Source organism: Stenotrophomonas sp. Steno-Z1 (assembly GCF_056393175.1).
The window spans coordinates 192,631-216,023 of sequence record NZ_JBWJPB010000007.1; the positions used below are offsets into that span (position 1 = coordinate 192,631).

At 66.6% G+C, this 23,393-nt stretch carries 23 protein-coding genes; 9 read left to right on the plus strand and 14 right to left on the minus strand.

Annotation, left to right across the window (positions count from 1 at the left end):
* Positions 1-4: 4 nt before the first annotated feature.
* Genes bamB through ndk form a run of 6 tightly spaced genes read right to left on the minus strand, consistent with a single transcriptional unit; the run spans position 5 to position 5,217 of the window.
* Complete coding sequence (gene bamB / locus AC06FD_RS16830; protein WP_259208473.1) at positions 5-1,213, minus strand: outer membrane protein assembly factor BamB; 1,209 nt, start codon at positions 1,211-1,213, stop codon at positions 5-7.
* On the minus strand, positions 1,213-1,851 hold the full coding sequence (locus tag AC06FD_RS16835) for a YfgM family protein (RefSeq protein ID WP_259208470.1): 639 nt from the start codon (positions 1,849-1,851) through the stop codon (positions 1,213-1,215). The genes bamB and AC06FD_RS16835 overlap by 1 nt, the downstream gene beginning before the upstream one ends.
* Before the next feature lie 58 nt (positions 1,852-1,909).
* Complete coding sequence (locus AC06FD_RS16840; RefSeq protein ID WP_259208467.1) at positions 1,910-2,785, minus strand: helix-turn-helix domain-containing protein; 876 nt, start codon at positions 2,783-2,785, stop codon at positions 1,910-1,912.
* Between the two features lie 6 nt (positions 2,786-2,791).
* On the minus strand, positions 2,792-3,589 hold the full coding sequence (gene pilW, locus AC06FD_RS16845; protein WP_478078405.1) for a type IV pilus biogenesis/stability protein PilW: 798 nt from the start codon (positions 3,587-3,589) through the stop codon (positions 2,792-2,794).
* On the minus strand, positions 3,576-4,781 hold the full coding sequence (gene rlmN, locus AC06FD_RS16850; RefSeq protein ID WP_259208463.1) for a dual-specificity RNA methyltransferase RlmN: 1,206 nt from the start codon (positions 4,779-4,781) through the stop codon (positions 3,576-3,578). The genes pilW and rlmN overlap by 14 nt, the downstream gene beginning before the upstream one ends.
* A 10-nt stretch (positions 4,782-4,791) precedes the next feature.
* Positions 4,792-5,217, minus strand: coding sequence for a nucleoside-diphosphate kinase (ndk, locus tag AC06FD_RS16855; RefSeq protein WP_008265389.1), 426 nt, complete (start codon positions 5,215-5,217; stop codon positions 4,792-4,794).
* Between the two features lie 311 nt (positions 5,218-5,528).
* Here ndk and AC06FD_RS16860 point away from each other — a divergent pair, with 311 nt between their 5' ends.
* From AC06FD_RS16860 to AC06FD_RS16870, 3 genes are all read left to right on the plus strand, one after another.
* Entirely contained in the window at positions 5,529-6,191 is a 663-nt protein-coding gene (locus tag AC06FD_RS16860; RefSeq protein WP_259208455.1) for a TetR/AcrR family transcriptional regulator, read from the plus strand.
* 51 nt (positions 6,192-6,242) lie between these two features.
* Positions 6,243-8,615 (plus strand): 3-hydroxyacyl-CoA dehydrogenase/enoyl-CoA hydratase family protein, encoded by a 2,373-nt coding sequence (locus AC06FD_RS16865; RefSeq protein WP_478048376.1) that lies wholly within the window; start codon positions 6,243-6,245, stop codon positions 8,613-8,615.
* A 73-nt stretch (positions 8,616-8,688) separates the two neighbouring features.
* Entirely contained in the window at positions 8,689-9,897 is a 1,209-nt protein-coding gene (locus AC06FD_RS16870; protein WP_259208453.1) for an acetyl-CoA C-acyltransferase, read from the plus strand.
* Between the two features lie 243 nt (positions 9,898-10,140).
* Here AC06FD_RS16870 and galU read toward each other — a convergent pair whose 3' ends face one another.
* The 8 genes from galU to cmk form a co-directional block, all read right to left on the minus strand.
* A complete protein-coding gene (gene galU / locus AC06FD_RS16875) occupies positions 10,141-11,025 on the minus strand; it encodes a UTP--glucose-1-phosphate uridylyltransferase GalU (protein ID WP_259208450.1) in 885 nt (294 codons plus the stop codon).
* The gene (locus tag AC06FD_RS16880) at positions 11,022-12,929 is read right to left on the minus strand and encodes a polysaccharide biosynthesis protein (RefSeq protein ID WP_259208447.1); all 1,908 of its coding nucleotides are present in this window, start codon (positions 12,927-12,929) and stop codon (positions 11,022-11,024) included. The genes galU and AC06FD_RS16880 overlap by 4 nt, the downstream gene beginning before the upstream one ends.
* Positions 12,930-12,945: 16 nt before the next feature.
* On the minus strand, positions 12,946-13,920 hold the full coding sequence (locus AC06FD_RS16885; protein WP_449336360.1) for an MraY family glycosyltransferase: 975 nt from the start codon (positions 13,918-13,920) through the stop codon (positions 12,946-12,948).
* A 3-nt stretch (positions 13,921-13,923) separates the two neighbouring features.
* Positions 13,924-15,102 carry a lipopolysaccharide assembly protein LapB gene (gene lapB, locus AC06FD_RS16890; RefSeq protein ID WP_259208443.1) on the minus strand — a complete coding sequence of 393 codons (1,179 nt, stop codon included), beginning with the start codon at positions 15,100-15,102 and terminating at the stop codon, positions 13,924-13,926.
* Between the two features lie 6 nt (positions 15,103-15,108).
* Positions 15,109-15,399, minus strand: coding sequence for a LapA family protein (locus AC06FD_RS16895; protein ID WP_259208441.1), 291 nt, complete (start codon positions 15,397-15,399; stop codon positions 15,109-15,111).
* Positions 15,400-15,497: 98 nt separating this feature from the next.
* Positions 15,498-15,803 carry an integration host factor subunit beta gene (locus AC06FD_RS16900; protein ID WP_017355596.1) on the minus strand — a complete coding sequence of 102 codons (306 nt, stop codon included), beginning with the start codon at positions 15,801-15,803 and terminating at the stop codon, positions 15,498-15,500.
* Between the two features lie 87 nt (positions 15,804-15,890).
* Entirely contained in the window at positions 15,891-17,576 is a 1,686-nt protein-coding gene (gene rpsA / locus AC06FD_RS16905) for a 30S ribosomal protein S1 (RefSeq protein ID WP_068851279.1), read from the minus strand.
* A gap of 196 nt (positions 17,577-17,772) precedes the next feature.
* Positions 17,773-18,453, minus strand: coding sequence for a (d)CMP kinase (cmk, locus tag AC06FD_RS16910; RefSeq protein WP_259208432.1), 681 nt, complete (start codon positions 18,451-18,453; stop codon positions 17,773-17,775).
* Between the two features lie 194 nt (positions 18,454-18,647).
* Between cmk and ykgO the strand changes: the two genes are divergently transcribed.
* From ykgO to AC06FD_RS16940, 6 genes are all read left to right on the plus strand, one after another.
* The gene (ykgO, locus tag AC06FD_RS16915) at positions 18,648-18,773 is read left to right on the plus strand and encodes a type B 50S ribosomal protein L36 (RefSeq protein ID WP_017355593.1); all 126 of its coding nucleotides are present in this window, start codon (positions 18,648-18,650) and stop codon (positions 18,771-18,773) included.
* 181 nt (positions 18,774-18,954) lie between these two features.
* Positions 18,955-19,281 (plus strand): hypothetical protein, encoded by a 327-nt coding sequence (locus AC06FD_RS16920; RefSeq protein ID WP_259208426.1) that lies wholly within the window; start codon positions 18,955-18,957, stop codon positions 19,279-19,281.
* Positions 19,282-19,324: 43 nt separating this feature from the next.
* On the plus strand, positions 19,325-20,362 hold the full coding sequence (locus tag AC06FD_RS16925; RefSeq protein ID WP_259208424.1) for an agmatine deiminase family protein: 1,038 nt from the start codon (positions 19,325-19,327) through the stop codon (positions 20,360-20,362).
* A gap of 204 nt (positions 20,363-20,566) precedes the next feature.
* The gene (locus AC06FD_RS16930; RefSeq protein WP_259208422.1) at positions 20,567-21,454 is read left to right on the plus strand and encodes a carbon-nitrogen hydrolase; all 888 of its coding nucleotides are present in this window, start codon (positions 20,567-20,569) and stop codon (positions 21,452-21,454) included.
* An 18-nt stretch (positions 21,455-21,472) separates the two neighbouring features.
* Positions 21,473-22,003 (plus strand): N-acetyltransferase family protein, encoded by a 531-nt coding sequence (locus tag AC06FD_RS16935; RefSeq protein WP_478078406.1) that lies wholly within the window; start codon positions 21,473-21,475, stop codon positions 22,001-22,003.
* Positions 21,996-23,228, plus strand: a complete 1,233-nt coding sequence (locus tag AC06FD_RS16940) for a TraB/GumN family protein (protein ID WP_478078407.1) — start codon at positions 21,996-21,998, stop codon at positions 23,226-23,228. The genes AC06FD_RS16935 and AC06FD_RS16940 overlap by 8 nt, the downstream gene beginning before the upstream one ends.
* Positions 23,229-23,393 lie beyond the last annotated feature (165 nt).

Below are 23,393 nucleotides of genomic sequence, written 5' to 3' on the forward strand. Positions count from 1 at the left end.
CTCCTTATTGTGCCAACCGGAATGCGGTCAGCTTTCCATCAACGTTCTGCACCAGCAGAATCCCATCGGCAGCTACCGGCTGTGCCAGGAGGGCGTCGCCGCCACTCTTGGCGCGCGCCGCGAACTCACCATTGTCGGTCCGCAACCAGTGCAGGTAACCCTTGTAGTCGCCGACCACCACGTAATCGCCCTGCACCGCCGGGCCGGTCAGCGAGCGCCGCGCCAGGCCGGTCTGCGACCACATCGCGGTGCCACTGCTCTTGTCCAGGCCGAACACGCCACCCTTGTTGTCGGTGACGAAGACATTGCCCGAGGTCAGTGCCAGGCCGCCGGCGCCGCCATGATCGCGGGCCCACAGCGGACGACCGGTCGGGCCTTCAATGGCCATGGTCTGGCTCTTGAAGCTGCTCACGAACAGGGTGTTGCCTTCCAGCACCGGGGCGCCGTCCACGTCGGACATGCGCTCCAGCTCGGTGCGGCCTTCGCCGTTGGCGACCATCTGGTCCCACACGGTGCGGCCATCCTGCATGCCCAGCGCCGAGACGCTGCCGTCATCGTTGCCGATGAACAGGACACCCGGACCTGCGACCACGGCGGCATTGCCACGCACGGTCAGGGCCGGCAGCTCACGCGGATTGAACCAGCGCTGGGTGCCGTTGCCGGCGTCCAGGGCAGTCACGCGGCCGTCGTTGCTGCGCACGAACACCATGCCCTGGGCGATGGCCGGCGCGGAAATCACTTCACCGGTCACCTTGGCCCGCCACTTCTCGGTGCCATCGTTGGCATCGAGGGCGATCACCTGGCCGTCCAGCGTGCCGATGGCCACCAGGCCGTCACCCACGCCGGGACCACCGGACAGGCGCAGCTTGGGCTTCTTCTTTTCCTTGGCCGGCTCCCAGGTCCAGACCTTCTTGCCGGTCTGCAGGTCGATGGCATGCACGCCACCGTAGATGGCCGCCGCGTACACGCGGCCATCGGCCACGGTCGGGCCCTGGCGGACGCCGATGCGCTTTTCGCCCTTGCCGACGTTGACGCTCCAGAGCTTGTCGACCTTGACGGTCGGCTCGAACTTCACCAGCTCCGCCGGCTCCAGCGCCTTCTTGGCGGCCGCGTCCTTGCCGGCAAACCAGCCCTTGACGGTGGTGCAGCCGGACAATGCAACGCCCAGCAGGACCAGGGTGGCAACGCGCTTGATCATGACCATCTGCTTCATTACACCGACTCCGCAGCATCGGTGACGGTGCCACCGGCATCCATCACTTTGGTTTCAAGCAGTCGCCGCTGCGGCGCTGCCACGTCCAGCGTCTTGAGCGCCTTCTCATACTGTTGCCGGGCGTCATCACGCTTGCCCTGCGCCATCAACACGTCGCCCTGGATTTCCAGGCTGGCGCTGTCGCTGGCGCCGCCGAGTGCCTTGCTGGCCTCGTCGTACTTGCCGGTGGCCAGCAGCAGGCGCGCGATGCGCTGCTCGATGACCGGCTGGAATTCCGGATCGGCCTTGATACCGCGCAGGGTCGCCAGCGCGAGGTCGTTCTTGCCGGCCTCCACCTGGGCCTTGGCCAGCTGCAGCGCCGCCAGGTCGGCGTAGATGTTGGCCTTGCCTTCATCGAGCGCCTTCACGCCCTTGGCTGCCTGCTCCAGGTCCTTGTCCTGGAGGTGCTTGAGCACCGCCTGGTACTGGACGTTGGCGCCGGCCAGTGAATTGCTGTGCTCTTTCTGCCACCACTGCCAACCGGCGATGCCGCCGATTGCGATCGCGACACCCGCGATGATGCTGACACCATTCTTCCGCAGCCAGCTGCGGACGCGTTCACTTTGTTCGTGCTCGTCGAGCAGATCGTCGATCGCCATGCGTACTCTCGCCCCGCCCGTGAAGGGGAGCTAGTTGAATTGGATTGGGAAACGCGACTCAGTGCGAAACTGGGGCCACGGAGCCGTCAGAGGATACCGTAAAGCGTGCCACGTTGGCTCGCTGGTACGGCGAAAGGTCGACGATAGTGCCGGCCTGCTGAACCTCGACCGCAGAGGCATTGCCCAGCACCATGCGCCCGACCTGGCCGGGGCTGAAGCTGCGCGTCTCGCCGGATTTGATCAGGGCCTTCTCGACGCTGCTGCCATCGGGCGCAGTGATGTCCACCCAGCTGTCGCCGGTGAACTGCAGGTTCAAGGCACCGGCCGGGGCCGGGGCGGCGGCGGCCGCGGGGCGCGGAACCGCCGTCAGCGAGGCCACGTAGGGCGCGTTGGGCGTGGCGGGAACGGCACCGGCGGGGGCAGCGGCCGGCGCGGGCGGGGTGTCGGCCGGGGCCGGACCACCGGCCACCGGCACGGCCGCCGGGATCACATCCAGCGAGGCGGTGCTCGGGGCGGGGCTGCCCGCGTCGAAGAAGCCCCGGGTCGTGAAGTAGGTCGGCACCACCAGCGCCGCCGTGATGCCCACGTACAGCGCCTTGCGGCCCAGGCTCTCGGCAATGCGGCGGGTGCGCGGGGTATGCGTGTGGCTGACCAGCTGCGGCGGCACCACCGCCCCGATCCGGGCCTGCTCCAGCGCATCGCCCAGGTCCACCTTCAACAGGCGCGCGTAGCTGCGCAGCTGGCCGCGGACGAACACCGGCGCGCCCAGGCGCTCCCATTGCTCATCCTCAAGCGACTTCACCACCTGCATGGGCATGCGCAGCTGCTGCCCCACTTCCTCGAGCGTCAGCCCTGCCGCTTCCCGCGCCTGGCGGAGGCGTGCGCCACAGCCGGCGGCAGCATCAAGAGCGTTCACAGTCTGGTCATCAATCACAATGCTTCAACCCCGGGGATTAGGAGCCGCATCCTGCGGAAATTCGTCGCGAATTCGCTGCAGATAACGACCGGATGCCACAGTGTCGCCAAGCTGCGCCTCGATTTGAGAGGCAAGTTGTAACACGGAACGTGTGGCCGGTGCAGCCGCAAGACGACGTTGCGAAAAGGCGCGCGCCTCGAAATAACGGCCCTGGGCATACTCGCTGCGGGCCATCGATTCCAGCGCGTACGCGTTGGTCGGGTCCAGCTGGATGGCGTTGCGCAGGTCGCGCGCGGCCCGTTCGGCCTGGCCGGCATCGAGGGCGCAGCCGCCGGCATTGGCCAGGGCCGAGGCCGGCGTCGCATAGCCCGGCGCGGCGATGGCGCGGTCGAACCAGACCAGCGACTCGGCCGGATGGCCATGCGTGCAGAGCCAGGCGCCGTAGTTGTTGAGGGCATCGCCGTGGGCGGGCGCCAACTCGGCGGCCTTGCGATACAGCGTGCCCGCCTCGGCGTCGGCGCCACGCTGGGTGGCGACATTGGCCAGCAGCAGGTAGGCGTCCGGACGGGTACCGTCGATCTTCAGTGCCGCCTTGGCCTTCTTCTCGGCCGCCTCGACCTGGCCGGCGCGGAACGCTTCGGCCGCCAGGGTCATCTGGTCCTGGTAGCCGACCCGCTGACGGGTCGACGGGGTGTCGCGGACCTCGTACACCGGCGCGATGGCCAAGGGTCCGGACGGGGGTTTGACGCCTTTGCTGCCGCAGCCGACCAATGCCAGCGCGATGAAGACAACGGCTGGCAATCGGATATCAGGCAGCGGCATCCCGGCCTTTCCCTTCCTGCAGTGTTTTATTGAACTCGGCCTGGCGACGCGTGCGGTCCATCACCTGGCCCTTGAGCTGGCCACAGGCGGCATCGATGTCGTCGCCGCGGGTGCGTCGCACCATGGTGAGCACCTGCGAATCCAGCAGGATCTTCTGGAACGCACGGATCTCGGCATCACCGGAACGCTCGTAGCGCGTCCCCGGGAACGGATTGAACGGAATCAGGTTGACCTTGCCCGAGTGCGACGCCTGCACGGCGTTGTCGAACTGGCGCATCAGCCGCGCCAGCTGGCGGGCATGTTCGGGCTGGTCGTTGATGCCCTTCATCAGGGTGTATTCGAACGTCACCGATTCGCGGCGCTTGTTGGCGCGCAGATAGCGTGCGCACGAGGCCATCAGCTCGACGATCGGGTATTTCTTGTTGAGCGGGACCAGGGTCTCGCGCAGCGCATCGTTGGGCGCATGCAGCGACACCGCCAGCGACACGTCGCTTTCCGCGGACAGCCGGTCGATCTGCGGCACCAGGCCGGAGGTGGACAGGGTCACGCGCTTGTTGGCCAGGCCGTAGCCCAGGTCGTCGCGCATCACGCTCATGGCACGCACGACGTTGTCGAAATTCATCAACGGCTCGCCCATGCCCATCATCACCACGTTGGTGAGACGACGCTGCTTGTGCGGGATGTTGCCCAGGTGACGCGCGGCCACCCACACCTGGCCGATGATCTCGGCGGTGGAGAGGTTGCGGTTGAAGCCCTGGGTGGCGGTCGAACAGAACGTGCAGTTCAGCGCGCAGCCGACCTGCGAGGACACGCACAGCGTGCCGCGGTTCTTGTCCGGAATGTAGACCGCTTCGATGGCGTTCTTGCCATCGGTACCCATCGCCAGCAGCCACTTGTGGGTGCCATCGGCGGAAGGCTTGTCGAACACGATGTTCGGGACGCGGACCTCGGCGTGCTGCTTGAGCTTGGCGCGCAGCGCCTTGCCCAGGTCGGTCATCTCATCGAAATCGGTGACGTAATGGTGGTGGATCCACTTCATCACCTGGTGGGCACGGTAGCGCGCTTCGCCGAGGGTATCGGCGAAGAAGCGCTCCAGACCCTCGCGATCGAGGTCGAGCAGGTTCTGCTTGGCCACCGGCGCGCTCGGGACGAGCACGACGGGGATGGCGGTTGGCTGTACGACCTCGTTCACGGGTTCACTCTCAGCGCGAGACGACTTCAGTCGCGGCGAAGAAGTAGGCGATTTCGATCGCGGCGTTCTCGACCGAGTCCGAGCCGTGGGCGGCATTGGCATCGATGGATTCAGCGAAGTCGGCGCGGATGGTGCCCGCAGCGGCTTCCTTCGGATTGGTGGCGCCCAGCAGGTCGCGGTGGGCCAGCACGGCGTTCTCGCCTTCCAGCGCCTGGATCATCACCGGGCCGGAGATCATGAACTCGACCAGCGCGTTGAAGAACGGACGCTCGCGGTGCACGGCGTAGAAGCCTTCGGCTTCACGGCGCGACAGCTGCTTGTACTTGGCGGCGACGACCTTCAGGCCGGCCTTTTCGAAGCGGGCGTAGATTTCACCGATGACGTTCTTGGCGACGGCGTCCGGCTTGATGATGGAAAGGGTGCGCTCCAGCGCCATGGGAATTCTCCGTTGGGCGGGCCACTGATCGGCCCGAGAGTAACATGAAAAAAACCCGCGTCAAAACGCGGGCTTAGCCTGATATACGTGAGGCAATTCTAACGTGTCCTCCCCATCTACGGTAGTGCCACGCCACGCGTGGCAGGCCGGCACCCCGCAGGGCGATGCCGCCCGTTCAGGCGCCCCCGGGGTGGCCGGTCAACGCCCTGCACGACGATGAACGGATGCCGCGCTTTTGTGCGCCGCACAATGCTCCCTCGCCGGCATGGGCCTAATATCAAACAATCGTTTGATTGAACCCTGCCCGTCCCATGGCCAAGCCCGCTCATTTCTCCACCAAGGACCGCATTCTCGGCGCGGCCGAGGAGCTGTTCGCCCAGCATGGCTTCGCCGGCACGTCGCTGCGCCAGGTCACCAGCCAGGCCGACGTGAACATCGCCGCGGTCAACTATCACTTCGGGTCCAAGGAAAATCTGGTCAACGAGGTGTTCCGCCGCCGCATGGACGAGATGACCGCCGCGCGTCTGGCCCAGCTCGAGGGCGCCCGCCGCGAGCACCCCGGCCAGCTGCGCCCGGTGTTGGCCGCGTTCGTGGAGCCGGCCCTGGCCATGGCCCAGGACCGCCAGACCGGCGGTGCCTTCGTGCGGGTGATCGCCCGGGCCTACGCCGAGAAGAACGACAACCTGCGCAAGTTCCTTTCCGACCACTACGGCCACGTATTGCGCGACTTCGGCAAGGCGATCGCCGCCTGCGTGCCGGGGCTGAGCAAGGAGGAGCTGTACTGGCGCCTGGATTTCCTGGCCGGCTCGCTGACCTACGCCATGGCCGACTTCGGCCTGATCAAGCGACCTGCCGGTGTCACCGAAGCGGCGCATCGTGCCCATGCCGCCCGCGAACTGATCCACTTCGCCGAAGCCGGTTTCCGCGCCAGCGCGGGCACCGAGGCTGCGACGAGTTCCCTTTCCACCCCGTAGAGCCGGGCGCTGCCCGGCTGCACCGACGTTGACCAACAAAGGCTTATCGACATGTCCAATTCCCTGCTAGTCCGCCGCGCCGCCGTGCTGGGTGCCGGCGTCATGGGTGCCCAGATCGCGGCCCACCTGACCAATGCCGGCGTCGACACCGTGCTGTTCGACCTTCCCGCCAAGGAAGGTCCGGCCGATGGCATCGTGCTCAAGGCAATCGCCAACCTGGGCAAGCTCAGTCCTGCCCCGCTCGCCAGCAAGTCCTACGCCGAGGCGATCACCCCGGCCAACTATGAGACCGGCCTGGAGCAGCTCAAGGACTGCGACCTGATCATCGAAGCCATCGCCGAACGGATGGACTGGAAGCAGGACCTGTACAAGAAGATCGCCCCGTTCGTGGCCGATCACGCCGTGCTGGCCTCCAACACCTCCGGCCTGGGCATCAACAAGCTCGCCGACGTGCTGCCCGAGCAGCTGCGCCACCGCTTCTGCGGCGTGCATTTCTTCAACCCGCCGCGCTACATGCACCTGGCCGAGCTGATCCCGGCCAGCACCACCGATGCCGCGGTGCTGGAAGGCCTGGAAGCCTTCCTGGTCACCACCCTGGGCAAGGGCGTGGTGTACGCCAAGGACACGCCGAACTTCATCGGCAACCGCATCGGCGTGTTTTCGATCCTGTCCACCATCCACCACACCCAGGCATTCGGCCTGGGCTTCGACGAAGTCGACGGCCTGACCGGCCCGTTGGTCGGTCGCCCGAAGTCGGCCACCTACCGCACCTCCGACGTGGTCGGCCTGGACACCATGGCGCACGTGATCAAGACCATGGGCGACACCCTGCCCAACGATCCGTGGCATGAGTTCTTCAAATCGCCAAAGTGGCTGGACGCGCTGATCGCCAAGGGCGCGCTGGGCCAGAAGGCCGGTGCCGGCATCTTCCGCAAGGTCGGCAAGGACATCGTCGTCCTCGATCTGGAAAAGCAGGACTACCGCCCGGCCGACCGCACGGCCGCCCCGGAAGTGGTCGAGATCCTGAAGATCCGAAACCCGGCCGAGAAGTTCGCCAAGCTGCGCGAGAGCGAGCACCCGCAGGCGCAGTTCCTGTGGGCGACCTTCCGCGACCTGTTCCACTACAGCGCCTACCACCTGGCCGACATCGCCGAGACCGCGCGCGACGTGGACCTGGCCATCCGCTGGGGCTACGGCTGGTCGCTGGGCCCGTTCGAAACCTGGCAGGCGGCCGGCTGGAAGCAGGTCGCGCAGTGGATCGCCGATGACATCGTCGCCGGCAAGAGCATGAGCAACGCGCCGCTGCCGGATTGGGTGTTCGATGGCCGCGAGGGCGTGCACGCCGCCGAAGGCAGCTACAGCCCGTCGCGCAATGCCAAGCTGCCGCGCTCGGCGCTGCCGGTGTACCAGCGCCAGCGCTTCCCCGATCCGCTGCTGGGCGAAACCTTCAGCCCGGGCGAGACCGTGTTCGAGAACGACGGCGTGCGCATGTGGCACGACGGCGACGGCATTGCCGTGGTCAGCTTCAAGACCAAGATGAACACCGTCTCCGACCACGTGCTCGATGGCCTGCAGGAAGCGATCAAGCGCGCCGAGAAGGACTTCAAGGGCCTGGTGATCTGGCAGCAGAAGGAGCCCTTCTCCGCCGGTGCCGACCTGGCCGGTGCGCTGGGCCTGCTGCAGGCCGGCAAGGTCGAGCAGTTCGAAGAAATGGTGCACAACTTCCAGCGCACCAGCCAGGCGATCAAGTACTCGCTGGTACCGGTGGTGACCGCCGTGCGCGGCCTGGCCCTGGGCGGCGGTTGCGAGTTCCAGATGCACAGCGCCAAGAGCGTGGCCGCGCTGGAAAGCTACATCGGCCTGGTCGAAGCCGGCGTCGGCCTGCTGCCGGCCGGCGGCGGGCTGAAGGAACTGGCGGTGCGCGCCTCGCAGGCGGCCGGCCCGGGCGGTGACGTCTTTGCCGAGCTGAAGAAGACCTTCGAAACCGTGGCCATGGCCAAGGTCTCCAACTCGGCGGTCAACGCCAAGGAACTGGGCCTGATGCGCGCCACCGACAAGGTGGTGTTCAACAGCTTCGAAGCGCTCTACATCGCCAAGGCCGAAGTGCAGGCGCTGGCCGACGGCGGTTACCGTCCGCCGATGCCGGCCCGTCGCATCCAGGTGGCCGGCGACGTCGGCATCGCCACCTTCAAGATGATGCTGGTCAACATGCTGGAAGGCCGTTTCATCAGCCCGTACGACTACGAGATCGCCGTGCGCATCGCCACCGTGCTGTGCGGCGGCGAAGTGGATCGCGGCACGCTGGTGGACGAAGAATGGCTGCTGACCCTGGAGCGCAAGCACTTCGTCGAACTGGCCCAGCAGGAAAAGACCCAGGCCCGCATCGCGCACATGCTCAAGACCGGCAAGCCGCTGCGCAATTGATGGCCCCTCCCTGCTTTCGGTGGGTGCCGACCACAGGTCGGCACTCCGGCAAAAATTTCGAGAGATCACTGCAATGACCAAGCAAATCCAGGACGCCTACATCGTCGCCGCCACCCGCACCCCGGTTGGCAAGGCGCCCAAGGGCGTGTTCCGCAATACCCGCCCCGACGACATGCTCGCCCACGTGCTCCGCTCGGTGGTCGCACAGGCCCCGGGCATCGACCTCAACCGCATCGATGACGCGATCATCGGCTGCGCCATGCCCGAAGCCGAGCAGGGCATGAACGTGGCGCGCATCGGCGTGCTGCTGGCCGGCCTGCCGGACACCATCGCCGCGCAGACCGTCAACCGCTTCTGCTCCTCCGGCCTGCAGGCCGTGGCGATGGCGGCCGACCAGATCCGCCTGGGCAATTCGGACCTGATGCTGGCCGGTGGCACCGAGTCGATGTCGATGGTGCCGATGATGGGCAACAAGATCGCGATGGCCCCGAGCGTGTTCGACAACGACCACGTCGCCATCGCCTACGGCATGGGCATCACCGCCGAGAAGGTCGCCGAGGAGTGGAAGGTCTCGCGCGAGGAGCAGGACGCCTTTGCGCTGGCCTCGCATCAGAAGGCCATCGCCGCGATCCAGAACGGCGACTTCAAGGACGAGATCAGCCCCTACGACGTGCGCACCCGCCAGCCCGACCTGGCTGACGGCCGCCGCATCATCACCCGCGACAAGATCGTCGACACCGACGAAGGCCCGCGCCTGGATTCGTCCGCCGAGGGCCTGGCCAAGCTGCGCCCGGTGTTCCGCAACGGCCAGTTCGGCGGCACCGTGACCGCCGGCAACTCCTCGCAGATGAGCGACGGCGCCGGTGCGGTGCTGCTGGCCTCCGAGCAGGCGATCAAGGACTACGGCCTGACCCCGCTGGCCCGCTTCGTCAGCTTCTCGGTCGCCGGCGTGCGCCCGGAAGTGATGGGCATCGGCCCGATCGCCGCGATCCCCAAGGCGCTCAAGCAGGCCGGCCTGAGCCAGGACCAGTTGGACTGGATCGAGCTCAATGAAGCGTTCGCCGCGCAGTCGCTGGCGGTCATCCGCGATTGCGGCCTGGACCCGTCCAAGGTCAACCCGCTGGGCGGCGCGATCGCCCTGGGCCACCCGCTGGGCGCGACCGGCGCGATCCGTACCGCCACCCTGCTGCACGGCCTGCGCCGTCGCCAGCAGAAGTACGGCATGGTCACCATGTGCATCGGCACCGGCATGGGCGCGGCGGGCATCTTCGAGTCGCTGTGATGCATCGGCGGTGCCGGCCCAGCGCCGGCACTTGCCACGCGGCAGGTATCGAGCGTTGGTCGATACGGCAGTGAGAAAACGGTAGGTGCCAGCCGTTGGTGGGCACTTGAAACGCAAAAGGGCAGCCGTGAGGCTGCCCTTTTTGTTTACCGTGACCGGAAACCCGTACGTAGTGCCGAACCATGCGCGGCAGCACCACCCCGCCCGCGTCAACGGGCGGCCGGGCATGGCCCGGCGCCAGGGTCAGCCGTCGGCCAGCGCCTTCTGCAGCATCTCGCGGGCGGGGCCGGCCAGCTTCTCGTTGTTGAGCGCGAAGCGGATGGTGGCCTCGACCAGGCCCAGGTGGGTGCCGCAATCGAACCGCGTGCCCTCGAACCGGTACGCGTCCACGCGCTCGCTGTTGAGCAGCTCGGCAATGGCATCGGTCAGCTGGATCTCACCGCCGGCACCGGTGCCGGTGGCTTCGAGCAGCTCGAAGATCTTCGGGCTCAGCACGTAGCGGCCGACCACGGCGAGGTCGCTCGGTGCGTCTTCCGGCTTCGGCTTCTCGACGATCGCGCTGATCCGGCCCTGGCGGCCGTCGAAGGTGTCGGTGGCCACGATGCCGTAGCTGCCGGTCTTGTCGTGCGGGACGTCCTCGACCGCGATGATGCTCGCGCCGCTGGCCTGGTTGGCATCGGCCATCTGCTTGAGTGCACCGTCGCCCTTGTTCCAGATCAGGTCGTCGGGCAGCAGGACCGCGAACGGCTCGTCACCGACGATGGCCTTGGCGCACAGCACCGCATGGCCCAGGCCCAGTGCCTCGGCCTGGGTGACGAAGATCGCGCGCACGCCGTTGGGCAGCACGTGGCGCACCAGTTCAAGCTGCTCGGTCTTGCCGGCGCGCTCGAGCTTCTGCTCCAGCTCGTAGGCCTTGTCGAAATAGTCGGCGACCGCGTGCTTGTAGCGGTTGGTAATGAAGATCAGGGTGTCGCAACCGGCTTCGATCGCCTCGTCGACGGCGTACTGGATAAGCGGCCGATCGATGATCGGCAGCATTTCCTTGGGAACCGTCTTGGTTGCGGGCAGGAAACGCGTGCCCAGCCCTGCCACCGGGAAAACCGCCTTGCGAATACGCTTGTTCGTCACAGCCTGTTGGCCTCTCGTGCCGGGAAAGGAAGCACTTTAGCCGAGGCGACGTGATCGTCCTGTTGCAACGGCGAGAACTCCGGCATGGTCGCGAACAGGATGTTGTTGATGGCATCGGTGTCGTAGGTGGCGATCGCCTCGCGCAGCCGCGGCACGTTGCCCAGCACCTGCTCACGCGCGAACGTGCGCACGCCGGCCTCCAGGATCTTCGGGTGCGCGGTCGGGCGATAGTCCTCGTCCGAATAGAACAGGGTCTCGTGCAGCTTCTCGCCCGGGCGCAGCCCGGTGTAGATGATCGCGATGTCCTTGTACGGCTGCTTGCCGGCCAGGCGGATCATCTGCTCGGCCAGCACCCGGATCGGCACGGGCTCGCCCATGTCCAGGGTGTAGATGGCCCCATGCGACGCCGAGGCGGCCGCCTGCAGGATGAGCTGGCAGGCCTCGGGGATGGTCATGAAATAGCGGGTGACTTCCGGGTCGGTCACGGTGACCGGGCCGCCCTTGAGGATCTGCTCGCGGAACAGCGGCACCACGCTGCCGGCCGACGCCAGCACGTTGCCGAAGCGCACGGTCACGAAACGGGTGTGGCTGGTCTTCTGGTCCAGGCTCTGGCAGATCATCTCCGCATAGCGCTTGCTGGCGCCGAGTGCGTTGACCGGGTCGACCGCCTTGTCGGTGGAGATGAAGACGAAATGCTCGATGCGGGCTTCGACGCAGGCGCGGGCCACCGTCTCGGTGGACAGGATGTTGTTGCGCACCGCTTCGCGCAGCTGGCGCTCCAGCACCGGCACCTGCTTGTAGGCGGCGGCATGGAAGACCGCATCGACGCTGGCCATGGACAGCGCGTGGCGGATCACCGCCGGGTCGCCGCAGTCGCCGAGCACGGCCTCCACTTCCAGGTCCGGGAAGCTGCGCTTGAGCTCGGCCTCGATGGTCAGCAGCAGCAGCTCGCTCATTTCCAGCAGGATGATGCGCCCGGCACCGTGGCGCGCGCACTGGCGGCACAGCTCCGAGCCGATCGAGCCGCCGGCGCCGGTCACCAGCACGGTACGCCCGCCCAGCCAGCCGCGGATCAGCGACCAGTCCGGCAGGATCGGCTTGCGCCCCAGCAGGTCCTCGATCGCCACTTCCTTGAGCTCGCCGGGCAGCGAATGCCCCAGCAGCACGTCATTGAGCTTGGGCACCATGCGGAACGGCACGCCGGTGGCCTCGCAGATGGCGACCACGCGCTGCATGCCCACCGCGTCCAGCGAGGGGATGGCGATCACCAGCAGCTTGGCCGCGGTCTCGCGCACGGCCGCCGGCGCATCGTCGAGCGTGCCCAGGATCGGCAGGCCCTGCAGCTTGGCCCCCTGCAGGTGCGGGGCGTCGTCGAGCAGGCCGACCGGTTCGAAATCGCCGGAGCGGCGCAGGTCGCGGACCAGCGCCTCGGCCGCCTGGCCGGCGCCGAGGATCAGCACGCGACGGGCGGTGGCATCGGACTGCAGCGACTGGTAGTCCTTCCATGCCCGGTACAGCAGGCGCGGCGCGCCCAGCAGCGCCGACAGCGCGAACGGATAGATCACCAGCACCGACATCGGCACGCCGTTGAAGCGCTTGTAGGCCAGCACCACGACGATGGCCAGCAGGCCGATGAAGCTGGCTTTGAAGATATTGAGCAGGTCGGCCACGCTGGCGAAACGCCAGAGGCCGCGATACAGGCCCACCCGCCAGAACACCACCGCCTGGATCACCAGCACCAGCGAGGTGTCGATGTTCCACAGGGGCAGCGAGGGAGCATCGGCCAGCATCGAATAGCGGCCGGCATGCAGCAGCTGCCAGCAGGCCCAGACCATGAACAGGTCGTGGACCACGATGGCGCCGCGTGGGATCAAACTGGTAAGACGGTCCTGCCAAGGCGTCATAAAACAAACAATCCTTCTAGTTGCGCATTCCCTTGCGCAGGAGTAGCCACAAACCGGTCGCGAAGATCAACCACGCGACGGCCACGGCAGCCTCCCACCTCGGCTGCAGATCGCTGCAAGCATTAAACACTGTAATACTGAACAGACCAAAAACGAAGTACATCCCTGTCACCGAAGTGTGGCTCATGCCACCTTTAACGGCGCGCTGATAGAGATGTTGGGTGTGGGGTTCCATCCATCGCTGCCCCGACAGCATGCGCGACAGGAGTGTGAAGCCTGCGTCCACAAGAAAGGCCGAAAGCGGCACCAGCAGCAGCAACCAATGGACCTCGGTGACCACGCTGGCCAGGCAGACCAGCGCGGCGATCGCATAGCCCAGGGCGCCACTGCCGACATCGCCCATGAAGATCCGGGCCCGCGGATAGTTGAACGGCAGGAAGCCGAGACAAGCCAGGGCCAGCACCGCGCCGGCCAAGGCGAACGGCATGGGCATCACCGCGGCGAACGCCAGGCCCGCCAGGATCGCCTGGGTGGTGGCGATGCCATTGATGCCATCCATGAAGTTCCAGATGTTGATCATCGACACCGTGAACAACAACGCCAGGACCGCCTGCACCGGGTTGCCGCTGGCCTGCCAGACCAGCGCGGCCACCAGCGCGGATGCCACCAGGTGCACCAGCAGGCGGCGCACCGCCGGCAGCGGCCGGTGGTCGTCCCACCAGCCGATCCCCGCGACCAGCACCAGGCCGACCCCGAACACCAGCAGCGCCACGCGCCCGCCGGGCCAGGCCAGGCCGGCGGCCGCGGTGGCCAGCAACAGCGTCAGCACGATCGCGATGCCGCCGCCGCGCGGGGTGGCCACGCCATGGCTGCGGCGCTCGCCGGGCTGGTCCATGAGATTGCGACGCAGCGCGTACTGGCGCGCCACCCAGGTAAGCAGCGCCGCGATCACCAGCACCGCTGGCAATCCGATCATCCAGGCAACGGGCATCGCTTAGAGCACCGCGTAGTTCAGCAGCGGCTTGACCGTGCCCCACTCCTTGCAGCTGGGGCATTGCCAGTGGTGGGTACGTGCGCCGAACCCGCAACGGGTGCAGCGGTAGGCCGGGTTGCGTACCAGCAACTGGTCGGTGATGTGCTTGAGGTCGTGCAGGGTCGCGGTGGAATCGGCGCCCTCGGCCAGGGTCAGGTCGATCAGCGCCGATTCGCCGCGCACCGACGGTCGGTCCTTGAGCTGGCGGCCAAGGTAGGCGCGCGCCGGGGCCACGCCTTCCTGCTCCTCCATCAACTGGGTCAGCGCCAGCACCGGGGCGATGCCGCGGTAGTGCTCGGTCATTTCCGACAGGAACGCGCGCGCGCCGCCCAGGTCGCCGACCTTGCGGTAGTTCTGCATCAGCGCCTGCAGGACTTCCGGCAGGTACTCCGGATCATTGCGGGCGGCACGTTCGAAGGCGCGTACGGCGGCCTCGGCGTTGCCGGCGTCGGCCTCCAGGCGGCCTTCGATGATGCCGGCACGGACGGACATCGCATCGGCCTGGTAGGCGCGCGCGATCGCCGCCCTCGCCTCCTCGATCTTGCCCGCGCCACGGAAGCGCTCGGCCAGTTCGCATTCGAACTGCCCGATCAGCTTGCCCATGGGCTCGCCGGTGACTTCCTCGAACCGGCTGGCGTTGTCGATCGCCTTTTCCCAATCGCGCTCGGCCTGGTAGATCCCGATCAGGTGCTTGAGCGCCTGCGGGGCGCGCTGGTCGATCTGCGCCAGTTCGGTGAACACGGTCTCGGCGCGATCCAGCAGGCCGGACTTCATGTAGTCCTCGCCCAGCGCCAGCAGTGCCTGCACGCGCTGCGCGTCGTTCAGGTCGGCGCGGTTGACCAGGCCCTGGTGCAGGCGGATCGCGCGGTCCACTTCGCCGCGACGGCGGAACAGGTGGCCCAACGCGACCTGGGTTTCAAAGGTTTCCTTGTCCAGCTCGGCGATATGCAGGAACAGCTCGATCGCCTTGTCCGGCTGCTCGTTGAGCAGGTAGTTCAAGCCACGGAAGTAGGTGCTGGAGAGGCGGCTGACCTGGTTGTCGCCGTGGCGCTGGCCACCGCGACGGCCGATCACCCAGCCGGACACCGCCGCCAACGGCAGGAACAGGAAGAACCAGAACCACTCGGAGACAAATTCCATCGGCGCTCAGCGTCCGTCGAAAGGAGAAGAAGGGGTGGGAGCAGGCGCCACGACCACGGTCGGGCCTGCCTTCTGCGCCTTGCGCAGTTTTGCGTACAACGGGATCACCAGGCTGGCCAGCACGATGCCGCCACCGATGATGGCACCGGACAACAGGGCGATGATGATCGCCAGGCCGGTGGTGGAATTGATATGGGTGAAGCCCAGGCTGATGACGATCGGGTCTGAATTGAGCGCACCGACGATGAGCCCGAACACCAGAACCGCCAACAGGATCAGCAGACGTACGACTTTCATGCAGCAGCTCCAGTTCCGGGAGATTCAAGAGTAGCGGAATATGGAGCGGCGGGACAAAAGAGACGTGGACCAGAAGAGCAACGGACCAACGGGCCGCTCTACGCGGGGTCGCTTTCCAGCGGCACCACGGCGCTGACGCGTTCGCGCAGCTCCTTGCCCGGTTTGAAGTGCGGGACATGCTTGCCCGGCAACGCGACCGATTCCCCGGTCTTGGGGTTGCGCCCCAGCCGTGGCGGCCGGTAGTGCAACGAAAAACTGCCGAACCCGCGGATCTCGATGCGATCCCCGCCGGCCAGCGCCCCACCCATCATCTCCAGCAACGACTTTACCGCCAGATCGACATCGTCCGATTTCAAATGCGCCTGTCGGCGCGCCAGGATTTCGATCAGCTCGGATTTGGTCATTACGGGCTCTTCGAGGGGAACTCAGACCCTGAAACGGCCCGGACTGATGTCCGGGCCGTCCAGGAAACTACGCCAGCGACAAACCGATTACTCGGACTTGTTGCCGTTCAGCTGTGCACGCAGCAGCGCGCCGAGCTGGGTGGTGCCGCTGGATGCCGACGAGGACTGGTATTCCTCCAGCACTTCGCGCATTTCCGCGTCGTCCTTGGCCTTGATCGACAGCTGCAGGGTACGACCCTTGCGATCCATGCCCACGAACTTGGCTTCCACCTTGTCGCCGACCTTCAGGAACTGGGTCGCGTCGTCCACGCGCTCGTTGGCAACGTCGCGAGCGGCCACGTAGCCTTCGATGCCGTCAGCCAGTTCGATGGTAGCGCCCTTGGCGTCCACTTCCTTGACCACGCCTTCGACCTTGGAACCCTTCGGGTTGGCAGCCATGTACTGACCGAACGGATCCTGCTCCAGCTGCTTGACGCCCAGGCTGATGCGCTCGCGCTCCGGATCGACGGCCAGGACGACGGCGTCCAGGTTGTCGCCCTTCTTGAAGTTGCGGACCACGTCTTCGCCGGTGGTGTTCCAGCTGATGTCGGACAGGTGCACCAGGCCATCGATACCGCCGTCCAGGCCGATGAAGATGCCGAAGTCGGTGATCGACTTGATCTGGCCCGACACCTTGTCGCCCTTCTTGTGGATGGCAGCGAAGGTTTCCCACGGATTGGCGGCAACCTGCTTCATGCCCAGCGAGATGCGGCGACGCTCCTCGTCGACGTCCAGGACCATGACTTCAACTTCGTCACCGACCTGCACAACCTTGGACGGGTTGACGTTCTTGTTGGTCCAATCCATTTCGGACACGTGCACCAGGCCTTCCACGCCCGGCTCGATCTCGACGAACGCGCCGTAATCGGTCACGTTGGAGACCTTGCCGAAGACGCGGCTGTTGGCCGGGTAACGACGGGCGATGTTGTCCCACGGATCCTCGCCCAGCTGCTTCAGGCCGAGCGAAACGCGGTTGCGCTCGCGGTCGAACTTCAGCACGCGCACGTCCAGCTCGTCGCCGACGTTCACGACTTCGGACGGATGGCGCACGCGCTTCCAGGCCATGTCGGTGATGTGCAGCAGGCCGTCGATACCGCCCAGGTCCACGAACGCGCCGTAATCGGTCAGGTTCTTGACGACACCCTTCAGGATCGCGCCTTCCTGCAGCTTGTCCATCAGCTGCTCGCGCTCTTCCGAGTGCTCGCTTTCGACGACAGCGCGGCGCGAGACCACGACGTTGTTACGCTTGCGGTCCAGCTTGATGAGCTTGAATTCCAGCTCCTTGCCTTCCAGGTAGGCCGGATCGCGCACGGGGCGCACATCGACCAGGGAACCCGGCAGGAACGCGCGGACATCCTTGATGTCCACGGTGAAACCACCCTTGACCTTGCCGCTGATGCGGCCGGTGATGGTTTCGTTCTTTTCCAACGCTTCTTCCAGCTCGTCCCACACCATCGCGCGCTTGGCCTTCTCGCGCGACAGGACGGTCTCACCGAAGCCGTTCTCGATGGAATCGAGGGCGACCTTGACGACGTCGCCTTCGGCGACATCGATCTCGCCAGCGTCGTTACGGAACTGCTCGATCGGCACGATGCCTTCAGACTTCAGGCCGGCGTTGATCACCACGACGTCGCCGCGGACTTCAACGACAACACCGCTGACGATGGCGCCCGGCTTCAGCTTGGCCAGATTGGCCTGGCTGGCTTCAAACAGTTCGGCAAATGATTCGGTCATTAGATTTACTCTGTTGGACACATGGGTCGGTTGGCTTCCCTTCGGGGAATGGCTACCGCCCGCCTGTTCGTCGACCCCGGTACTGCAGGCCGTGTGTTAAGTAGGAAAACCGCCACGCATCATTGCGGGACGGAGCTTGTGCTGCCTTGCGATGTGCGACACCGCCGGTGCCTTGGCGGTCCTCCTGTACAACGGATCAGGCACCCGAAACCGGAAGCAGATCCAACACATTGGCAACGACCTGGTCGATGCCGATGCCACTGGTGTCGATGATGACGGCATCGTCTGCCGGCTTCAGGGGCGCCACTGTGCGCTGTGCATCACGGGCGTCGCGGGCCATGATCTCGCGCAGGAGGTCATCAAAGTTAACAGAAACCCCCTTGTCTTTCAACTGCTTATGCCGGCGCCCCGCCCGCTCCTCCGCGCTCGCCGTCAGGAAGACCTTGAATGGGGCATCCGGGAAGATCACCGTGCCCATGTCACGGCCGTCGGCGACCAGGCCGGGCAGAATCCTGAATGCGCGCTGGCGCTCTTTCAGCGCGGCGCGGACCTCCGGAATGGCCGCGATGGCCGAGGCCAGCGCGCCCGTGGTCTCCAGGCGCAGCTCGTCGGTGGCGTCGGTTTCATTGACCACCACCCGCAGCCCCCCGTCGGCCGCCTCGACGAAGCGGACATGGGTGTCGAAGGTGCAGCGAACCAGTGCCGACGCGTCGGAGGTGTCGATATCGGCCCAGCTCGCGGCCACGCCCACGGCGCGATACAGGGCGCCCGAATCCAGGTAATGCCAGCCCAGGCGGCGTGCGACAATGCGGCTGACGGTACCCTTGCCGGCCCCGGACGGGCCGTCGATGGTGAGCACGGGAGGAAGCTGGTTCATGGGTTTCCCTGTGGAATGGACCGCCCATTCTAGCCCCCGCCCGGGGGCCTTCGAGACCTTTTTCGTGCAACCACTTGAAAGGATGGAAAAAAGCCCGGTACAATTGCGGGCTTGAACGGGCGTCACCTGCCGATTGTCATCTGCATATCGCGGCCGCGCTCCAACCGAATCCAACGTTTACGCCGAGGTATGCAATGAAAGTCCTGTCTTCCCTGAAGTCGGCCAAGTCCCGTCACCGCGATTGCAAGGTCGTTCGTCGTCGCGGCAAGATCTTCGTGATCTGCAAGTCGAACCCGCGTTTCAAGGCTCGCCAGCGCTGAGCCGGCGGGGGTCCCGGCCTCTGGTCGCGACCATCCTGAATAAAAAGCCGCCTCCGGGCGGTTTTTTATTGCCGTTTTTGTTGTAATCGCCGGGTTGGTCGTGACGGTCGGTCGCAAGGCCGTCCGTCGTGACACGTTCCTTGCCGTGACACCTTTCTTGACCACTGGGGAGTAGATCGAGATGACGCGTTACCTGACCACCCTGCCGTTGCTTGCCGTGCTGGCCTGCGCCAGCGCCCACGCCGATACGCTGCTGATCGACCGCAGCCAGGAAAAGCCCGCCACCGCCCTGCCCGTCCGCGGCCAGAGCATGCAGGAGGTGCAATCCCGGTTCGGCGACCCCAGCGAGCGCCTGGACCCGCGCGGCGGCCAGAAGCGCCAGTGGCCGACGATCAACCGCTGGGTCTACCCGCAGTTCACTGTCTACTTTGAAAAGCAGAAGGTGATCGACGTGGTGGCCAACAAGGCCGACGCCAACGAGGTCGGCCCCAAGCCGCCGATCCGCTGACCCATCACTCCGCCCGCGCAGGGCGGGCCATCGCACCGAGACCATGAACGACACGCTCCGCTTTCCGGCCGAATGGGAAACCCAGTCCGCCATCCTGATCGCCTGGCCCCACGCCGACACCGACTGGGCCGACCGCCTGGGTGACGTCGAGGACACCTACATCGCCCTGGTCGCCGCCATCACCCGCTTCCAGCCGGTGCTGATCATCGTCGCCGACGATGACCTGGAGGCCTACGCCGATGCACGGCTGCGCTCCAACCGGATCGACATGGACCGCGTCCGTTTCGTCACCGCGCAGTACGACGACACCTGGCTGCGCGATTCCGGCCCGATCACGCTCACGCGCGCCGACGGCGGCTTCCGCCTGCTGGACTTCCGCTTCACCGGCTGGGGCGGCAAGTTCGACGCCAGCCTGGACGACAAGCTGGTGGGGGTACTGCATGAGGCCGGCGTGTTCGCCTCCGGCGCCGAGGTGCAGAGCATCCCGTTCGCGCTGGAAGGCGGCGGCATCGAGACCGATGGCGCCGGCACCCTGCTGACCACCTGGCAATGCCTGCACGAGCGCCACCCGGAGCGCAGCCGCGATTCGCTGAGCGCCGATCTGGCCAACTGGCTGCAGCAGGACCGCGTGCTGTGGCTGGACCACGGCTACCTCGAAGGCGACGACACCGACGCCCACATCGATACGCTGGCCCGCTTCGCCTCGACCGACAGCATCGTCTACCAGGCCTGCGATGACAGCAGCGACTCGCACTTCGTCGAACTGCAGGCGATGGGCAATGAGCTGGCCGCGCTGCGCACCGCGTCCGGTGCGCCGTATCGCCTGTTCCCGCTGCCGTGGGCGCAGCCGGTGATCGACGACGGCCGCCGCCTGGCCGCGTCCTACGCCAACTACCTGATCCTCAACGGCGCAGTGCTGATGCCGGTGTACGGCGACGTGGCCGACGACGCCGCGCGGGCCGTGCTGGCCGCGGCCTACCCGGGCCGGGAGATTGTGCCGGTGCCCTGCCGCTCGCTGATCTGGCAGAACGGCAGCCTGCACTGCATCACCATGCAGCTGCCGGAAGGCCTGCTGGCCTGACCCGCCGCCCGGGCCGCGACCGTTGGGCGCCATGGAGGGCGCCCGCAAGCGGCCAATGCGTGGGTTCACGGCGCGGCCCCGACCGCGCCACCCAGCCCGCTCCCTCGCCAGCCCCGAGGCTGGGCGCTCCCCATTTAGCGCACAGCACGCCGCGTGCACCCATCCGCGATAAACTGCGTTTTTCCCCCGCAGGACCGCACTCGGATGAGCTCACGCCACACCCTTTCCGTCGCCCTGATCCAGGAGCGCAACCACGGAGACGCCGCGGCCAACCTGGCCGTGATCGAAACGCGCGTGGCTGAAGCGGCCGCCCAGGGTGCCAAGCTGATCCTGCTGCAGGAACTGCACAACGGCGCGTACTTCTGCCAGCACGAGTCGGTGGACGAATTCGACCTGGCCGAACCGATCCCCGGCCCCAGCACCGAGCGCCTCGGCGCGCTTGCCAAGAAGCACGGCGTGGTGATCGTCGGCTCGCTGTTCGAACGCCGCGCCGCCGGCCTGTACCACAACACCGCGGTCGTCTTCGAAAAGGACGGCACGCTGCTCGGCAAGTACCGCAAGATGCACATCCCGGACGACCCGGGCTTCTACGAGAAGTTCTACTTCACCCCCGGCGACATCGGCTTCAAGCCGATCGACACCTCGGTGGGTCGTCTTGGCGTGCTGGTGTGCTGGGACCAGTGGTATCCGGAAGCGGCGCGCCTGATGGCGCTGGCCGGCGCCGAGCTGCTGCTCTACCCCACCGCGATCGGCTGGGACCCGGACGACCAGCAGGACGAACAGAACCGCCAGCGCGATGCGTGGGTGCTGAGCCACCGCGGCCATGCCGTGGCCAACGGCGTACCGGTGCTGAGCTGCAACCGCGTCGGTCATGAAGCCTCGCCGCTGGGCGCCTCGGGCATCCAGTTCTGGGGCAACAGCCACGTGCTCGGCCCGCAGGGCGAGTTCATCGCCGAGGCCGGTGGCGACCCCACCGTGCTGCTCTGCGACGTCGACCTGCAACGCAGCGAACACGTGCGCCGGATCTGGCCGTTCCTGCGCGATCGCCGCATCGATGCGTACGGCGACCTGCTCAAGCGCTACATCGACTGACCGACCAGGAACCGCCCCGTGACCGTGCAGCTGCGCGACGCCCGTGACACCGATATCGATGCCATCACCGCCATCTACGCGGTGGAGGTGACCGACCTGGTCAACACCTACGAGTACGACGTGCCCGACGCGGTGGAGATGCTGCGGCGCATGCACGACATCATCGGCCGTGGCTTCCCCTACCTCGTGGCCGACGTCGATGGCCAGGTGGCCGGCTATGCCTACGCCAATACCTACCGCGGGCGCATCGCCTACCAGTGGACCGTGGAGAATTCGGTCTACGTGGCGGGCGGCTTCCAGGGTCGCGGGGTCGGCACGGCGCTGATGCAGGGGCTGATCGACGCCTGCGTGGCACGCGGTTACCGGCAGATGGTGGCGGTGATCGGCGAGCCGACCAACACCGCCTCGATCAAGCTGCACGAGCGCTTCGGTTTCCATACCGTCGGCATTTTCCGCGGCCTCGGCCGCAAGCATGGCCGCTGGCTGGATACCGTCCAGATGCAGCGCGCGCTCGGCGATGGTGCCGACAGCGCCCCTTCGAATGAATGAAATGACTGAACCCCAACTCGATGACACCGGCGGCGATCTGTTCGCCGGCCAGCCCGTGCGCGTGGTCGAACGCGACGGTGTGCGCTACACCCTGCTGGGCACCGCGCACGTTTCCCAGGCCAGCGTGGAGGCGGTGGAACGCGCCATCGGCAGCGGCCGCTTCGACGCGGTCGCGGTTGAACTGGACCCGCAACGCCTGCAGGCGCTGACCAACCCCGATGCCATGGCCAAGCTGGACCTGGTGGAGGTGATCCGCAAGGGGCGCGTGGCGCTGTTCGCCGCCAACCTGGCGCTGGCCGCCTACCAGCGCCGGCTGGCCGAGCAGCTGGGCATCGAGCCCGGTGCCGAGCTCAAGCGTGCGGTCACCCTGGCCAACCAGCACAACCTGCCGGTCCACCTGATCGACCGCGAGGTCGGGCTGACCTTCAAGCGCGCCTCGCAGCAGCTGGGCTTCTTTGGCCGGATCAAGCTGGTGATGGGCCTGGGCGCCGGCCTGTTCGCGTCCGAGGACGTGGGCGAGGACGAGATCGAGAAACTCAAGCAGGGCGACATGCTGGAAGCGAGCTTCGGCGAGTTCGCCAGCGAGAGCCCGGCGTTGTACGAGACGATCATCGGCGAGCGCGACCGCTACATGGCCACCCGCCTGCGCGAGGTGCACGACCCCGCCCAGCGCGAGGTGCTGGCCGTGGTCGGCGCCGGCCACCTGGCCGGGCTGGCGCGGTACCTGGAGACCGATACCGATGCGCCGGGCCCGTTGCGCGAGTCGCTGGAAGCGGTGCCGAAGAAGCGCAACATCCCGTGGATCACGCTGACCATCCTGGCCGTGGTGCTGACCGGTATTGCCGTGGGCTTCTACCGCGGTGGCCTCGGTGTCGGCGGCGAGTTGCTGCTGACCTGGGCGATGTACACCGGCGGCCTGGCCGGGTTGGGCTGCCTGTTGGCGGGCAGCCATCCACTGAGCATCCTGACCGCGATCGTGGTGGCTCCGTTCAAGCCGTTCCGGCTGAGCATCCCCACCGGCGCGTTTGCCGCGCTGGTGGAAACGCGGCTGCGCAAGCCGGCCTACGAGGACTTCCTCAAGCTGCGCGATGACGCGCAGAGCGTGAAGGGCTGGTACCGCAACCGGGTCACCCGCGTGGTGCTGACCTTCATGCTGACCAACCTCGGCAGCATGCTGGGGCTGTGGCTGACCGGGTTCCAGGTGTGGGGCAAGGTGGCGGGGTAATCACCCCGCGCCGATGCGTATGAAAAGGCCACGCAATGCGTGGCCTTTTTTTAGGTTCTTCGCCCCTATGCGGGGGCAAGCAGAAGCGTGCTTTGACTTCTTCCAGGCGCGCGCGGTCAGTGGGTTGGGCGCTGGGGCCCCATGCCCTTTCCGGCGAATGTCCCC

Coding starts and splice junctions, on each gene's coding strand:
- bamB (WP_259208473.1), bottom strand. CDS start 1,213: ATGAAGCAGATGGTCATGATCAAGCGCGTTGCCACCCTGGTCCTGCTG.
- AC06FD_RS16835 (WP_259208470.1), bottom strand. CDS start 1,851: ATGGCGATCGACGATCTGCTCGACGAGCACGAACAAAGTGAACGCGTC.
- pilW (WP_478078405.1), bottom strand. CDS start 3,589: ATGCCGCTGCCTGATATCCGATTGCCAGCCGTTGTCTTCATCGCGCTG.
- ndk (WP_008265389.1), bottom strand. CDS start 5,217: ATGGCGCTGGAGCGCACCCTTTCCATCATCAAGCCGGACGCCGTCGCC.
- AC06FD_RS16860 (WP_259208455.1), top strand. CDS start 5,529: ATGGCCAAGCCCGCTCATTTCTCCACCAAGGACCGCATTCTCGGCGCG.
- AC06FD_RS16865 (WP_478048376.1), top strand. CDS start 6,243: ATGTCCAATTCCCTGCTAGTCCGCCGCGCCGCCGTGCTGGGTGCCGGC.
- AC06FD_RS16870 (WP_259208453.1), top strand. CDS start 8,689: ATGACCAAGCAAATCCAGGACGCCTACATCGTCGCCGCCACCCGCACC.
- AC06FD_RS16880 (WP_259208447.1), bottom strand. CDS start 12,929: ATGACGCCTTGGCAGGACCGTCTTACCAGTTTGATCCCACGCGGCGCC.
- AC06FD_RS16885 (WP_449336360.1), bottom strand. CDS start 13,920: ATGCCCGTTGCCTGGATGATCGGATTGCCAGCGGTGCTGGTGATCGCG.
- lapB (WP_259208443.1), bottom strand. CDS start 15,102: ATGGAATTTGTCTCCGAGTGGTTCTGGTTCTTCCTGTTCCTGCCGTTG.
- AC06FD_RS16895 (WP_259208441.1), bottom strand. CDS start 15,399: ATGAAAGTCGTACGTCTGCTGATCCTGTTGGCGGTTCTGGTGTTCGGG.
- AC06FD_RS16900 (WP_017355596.1), bottom strand. CDS start 15,803: ATGACCAAATCCGAGCTGATCGAAATCCTGGCGCGCCGACAGGCGCAT.
- rpsA (WP_068851279.1), bottom strand. CDS start 17,576: ATGACCGAATCATTTGCCGAACTGTTTGAAGCCAGCCAGGCCAATCTG.
- cmk (WP_259208432.1), bottom strand. CDS start 18,453: ATGAACCAGCTTCCTCCCGTGCTCACCATCGACGGCCCGTCCGGGGCC.
- ykgO (WP_017355593.1), top strand. CDS start 18,648: ATGAAAGTCCTGTCTTCCCTGAAGTCGGCCAAGTCCCGTCACCGCGAT.
- AC06FD_RS16920 (WP_259208426.1), top strand. CDS start 18,955: ATGACGCGTTACCTGACCACCCTGCCGTTGCTTGCCGTGCTGGCCTGC.
- AC06FD_RS16925 (WP_259208424.1), top strand. CDS start 19,325: ATGAACGACACGCTCCGCTTTCCGGCCGAATGGGAAACCCAGTCCGCC.
- AC06FD_RS16930 (WP_259208422.1), top strand. CDS start 20,567: ATGAGCTCACGCCACACCCTTTCCGTCGCCCTGATCCAGGAGCGCAAC.
- AC06FD_RS16940 (WP_478078407.1), top strand. CDS start 21,996: ATGAATGAAATGACTGAACCCCAACTCGATGACACCGGCGGCGATCTG.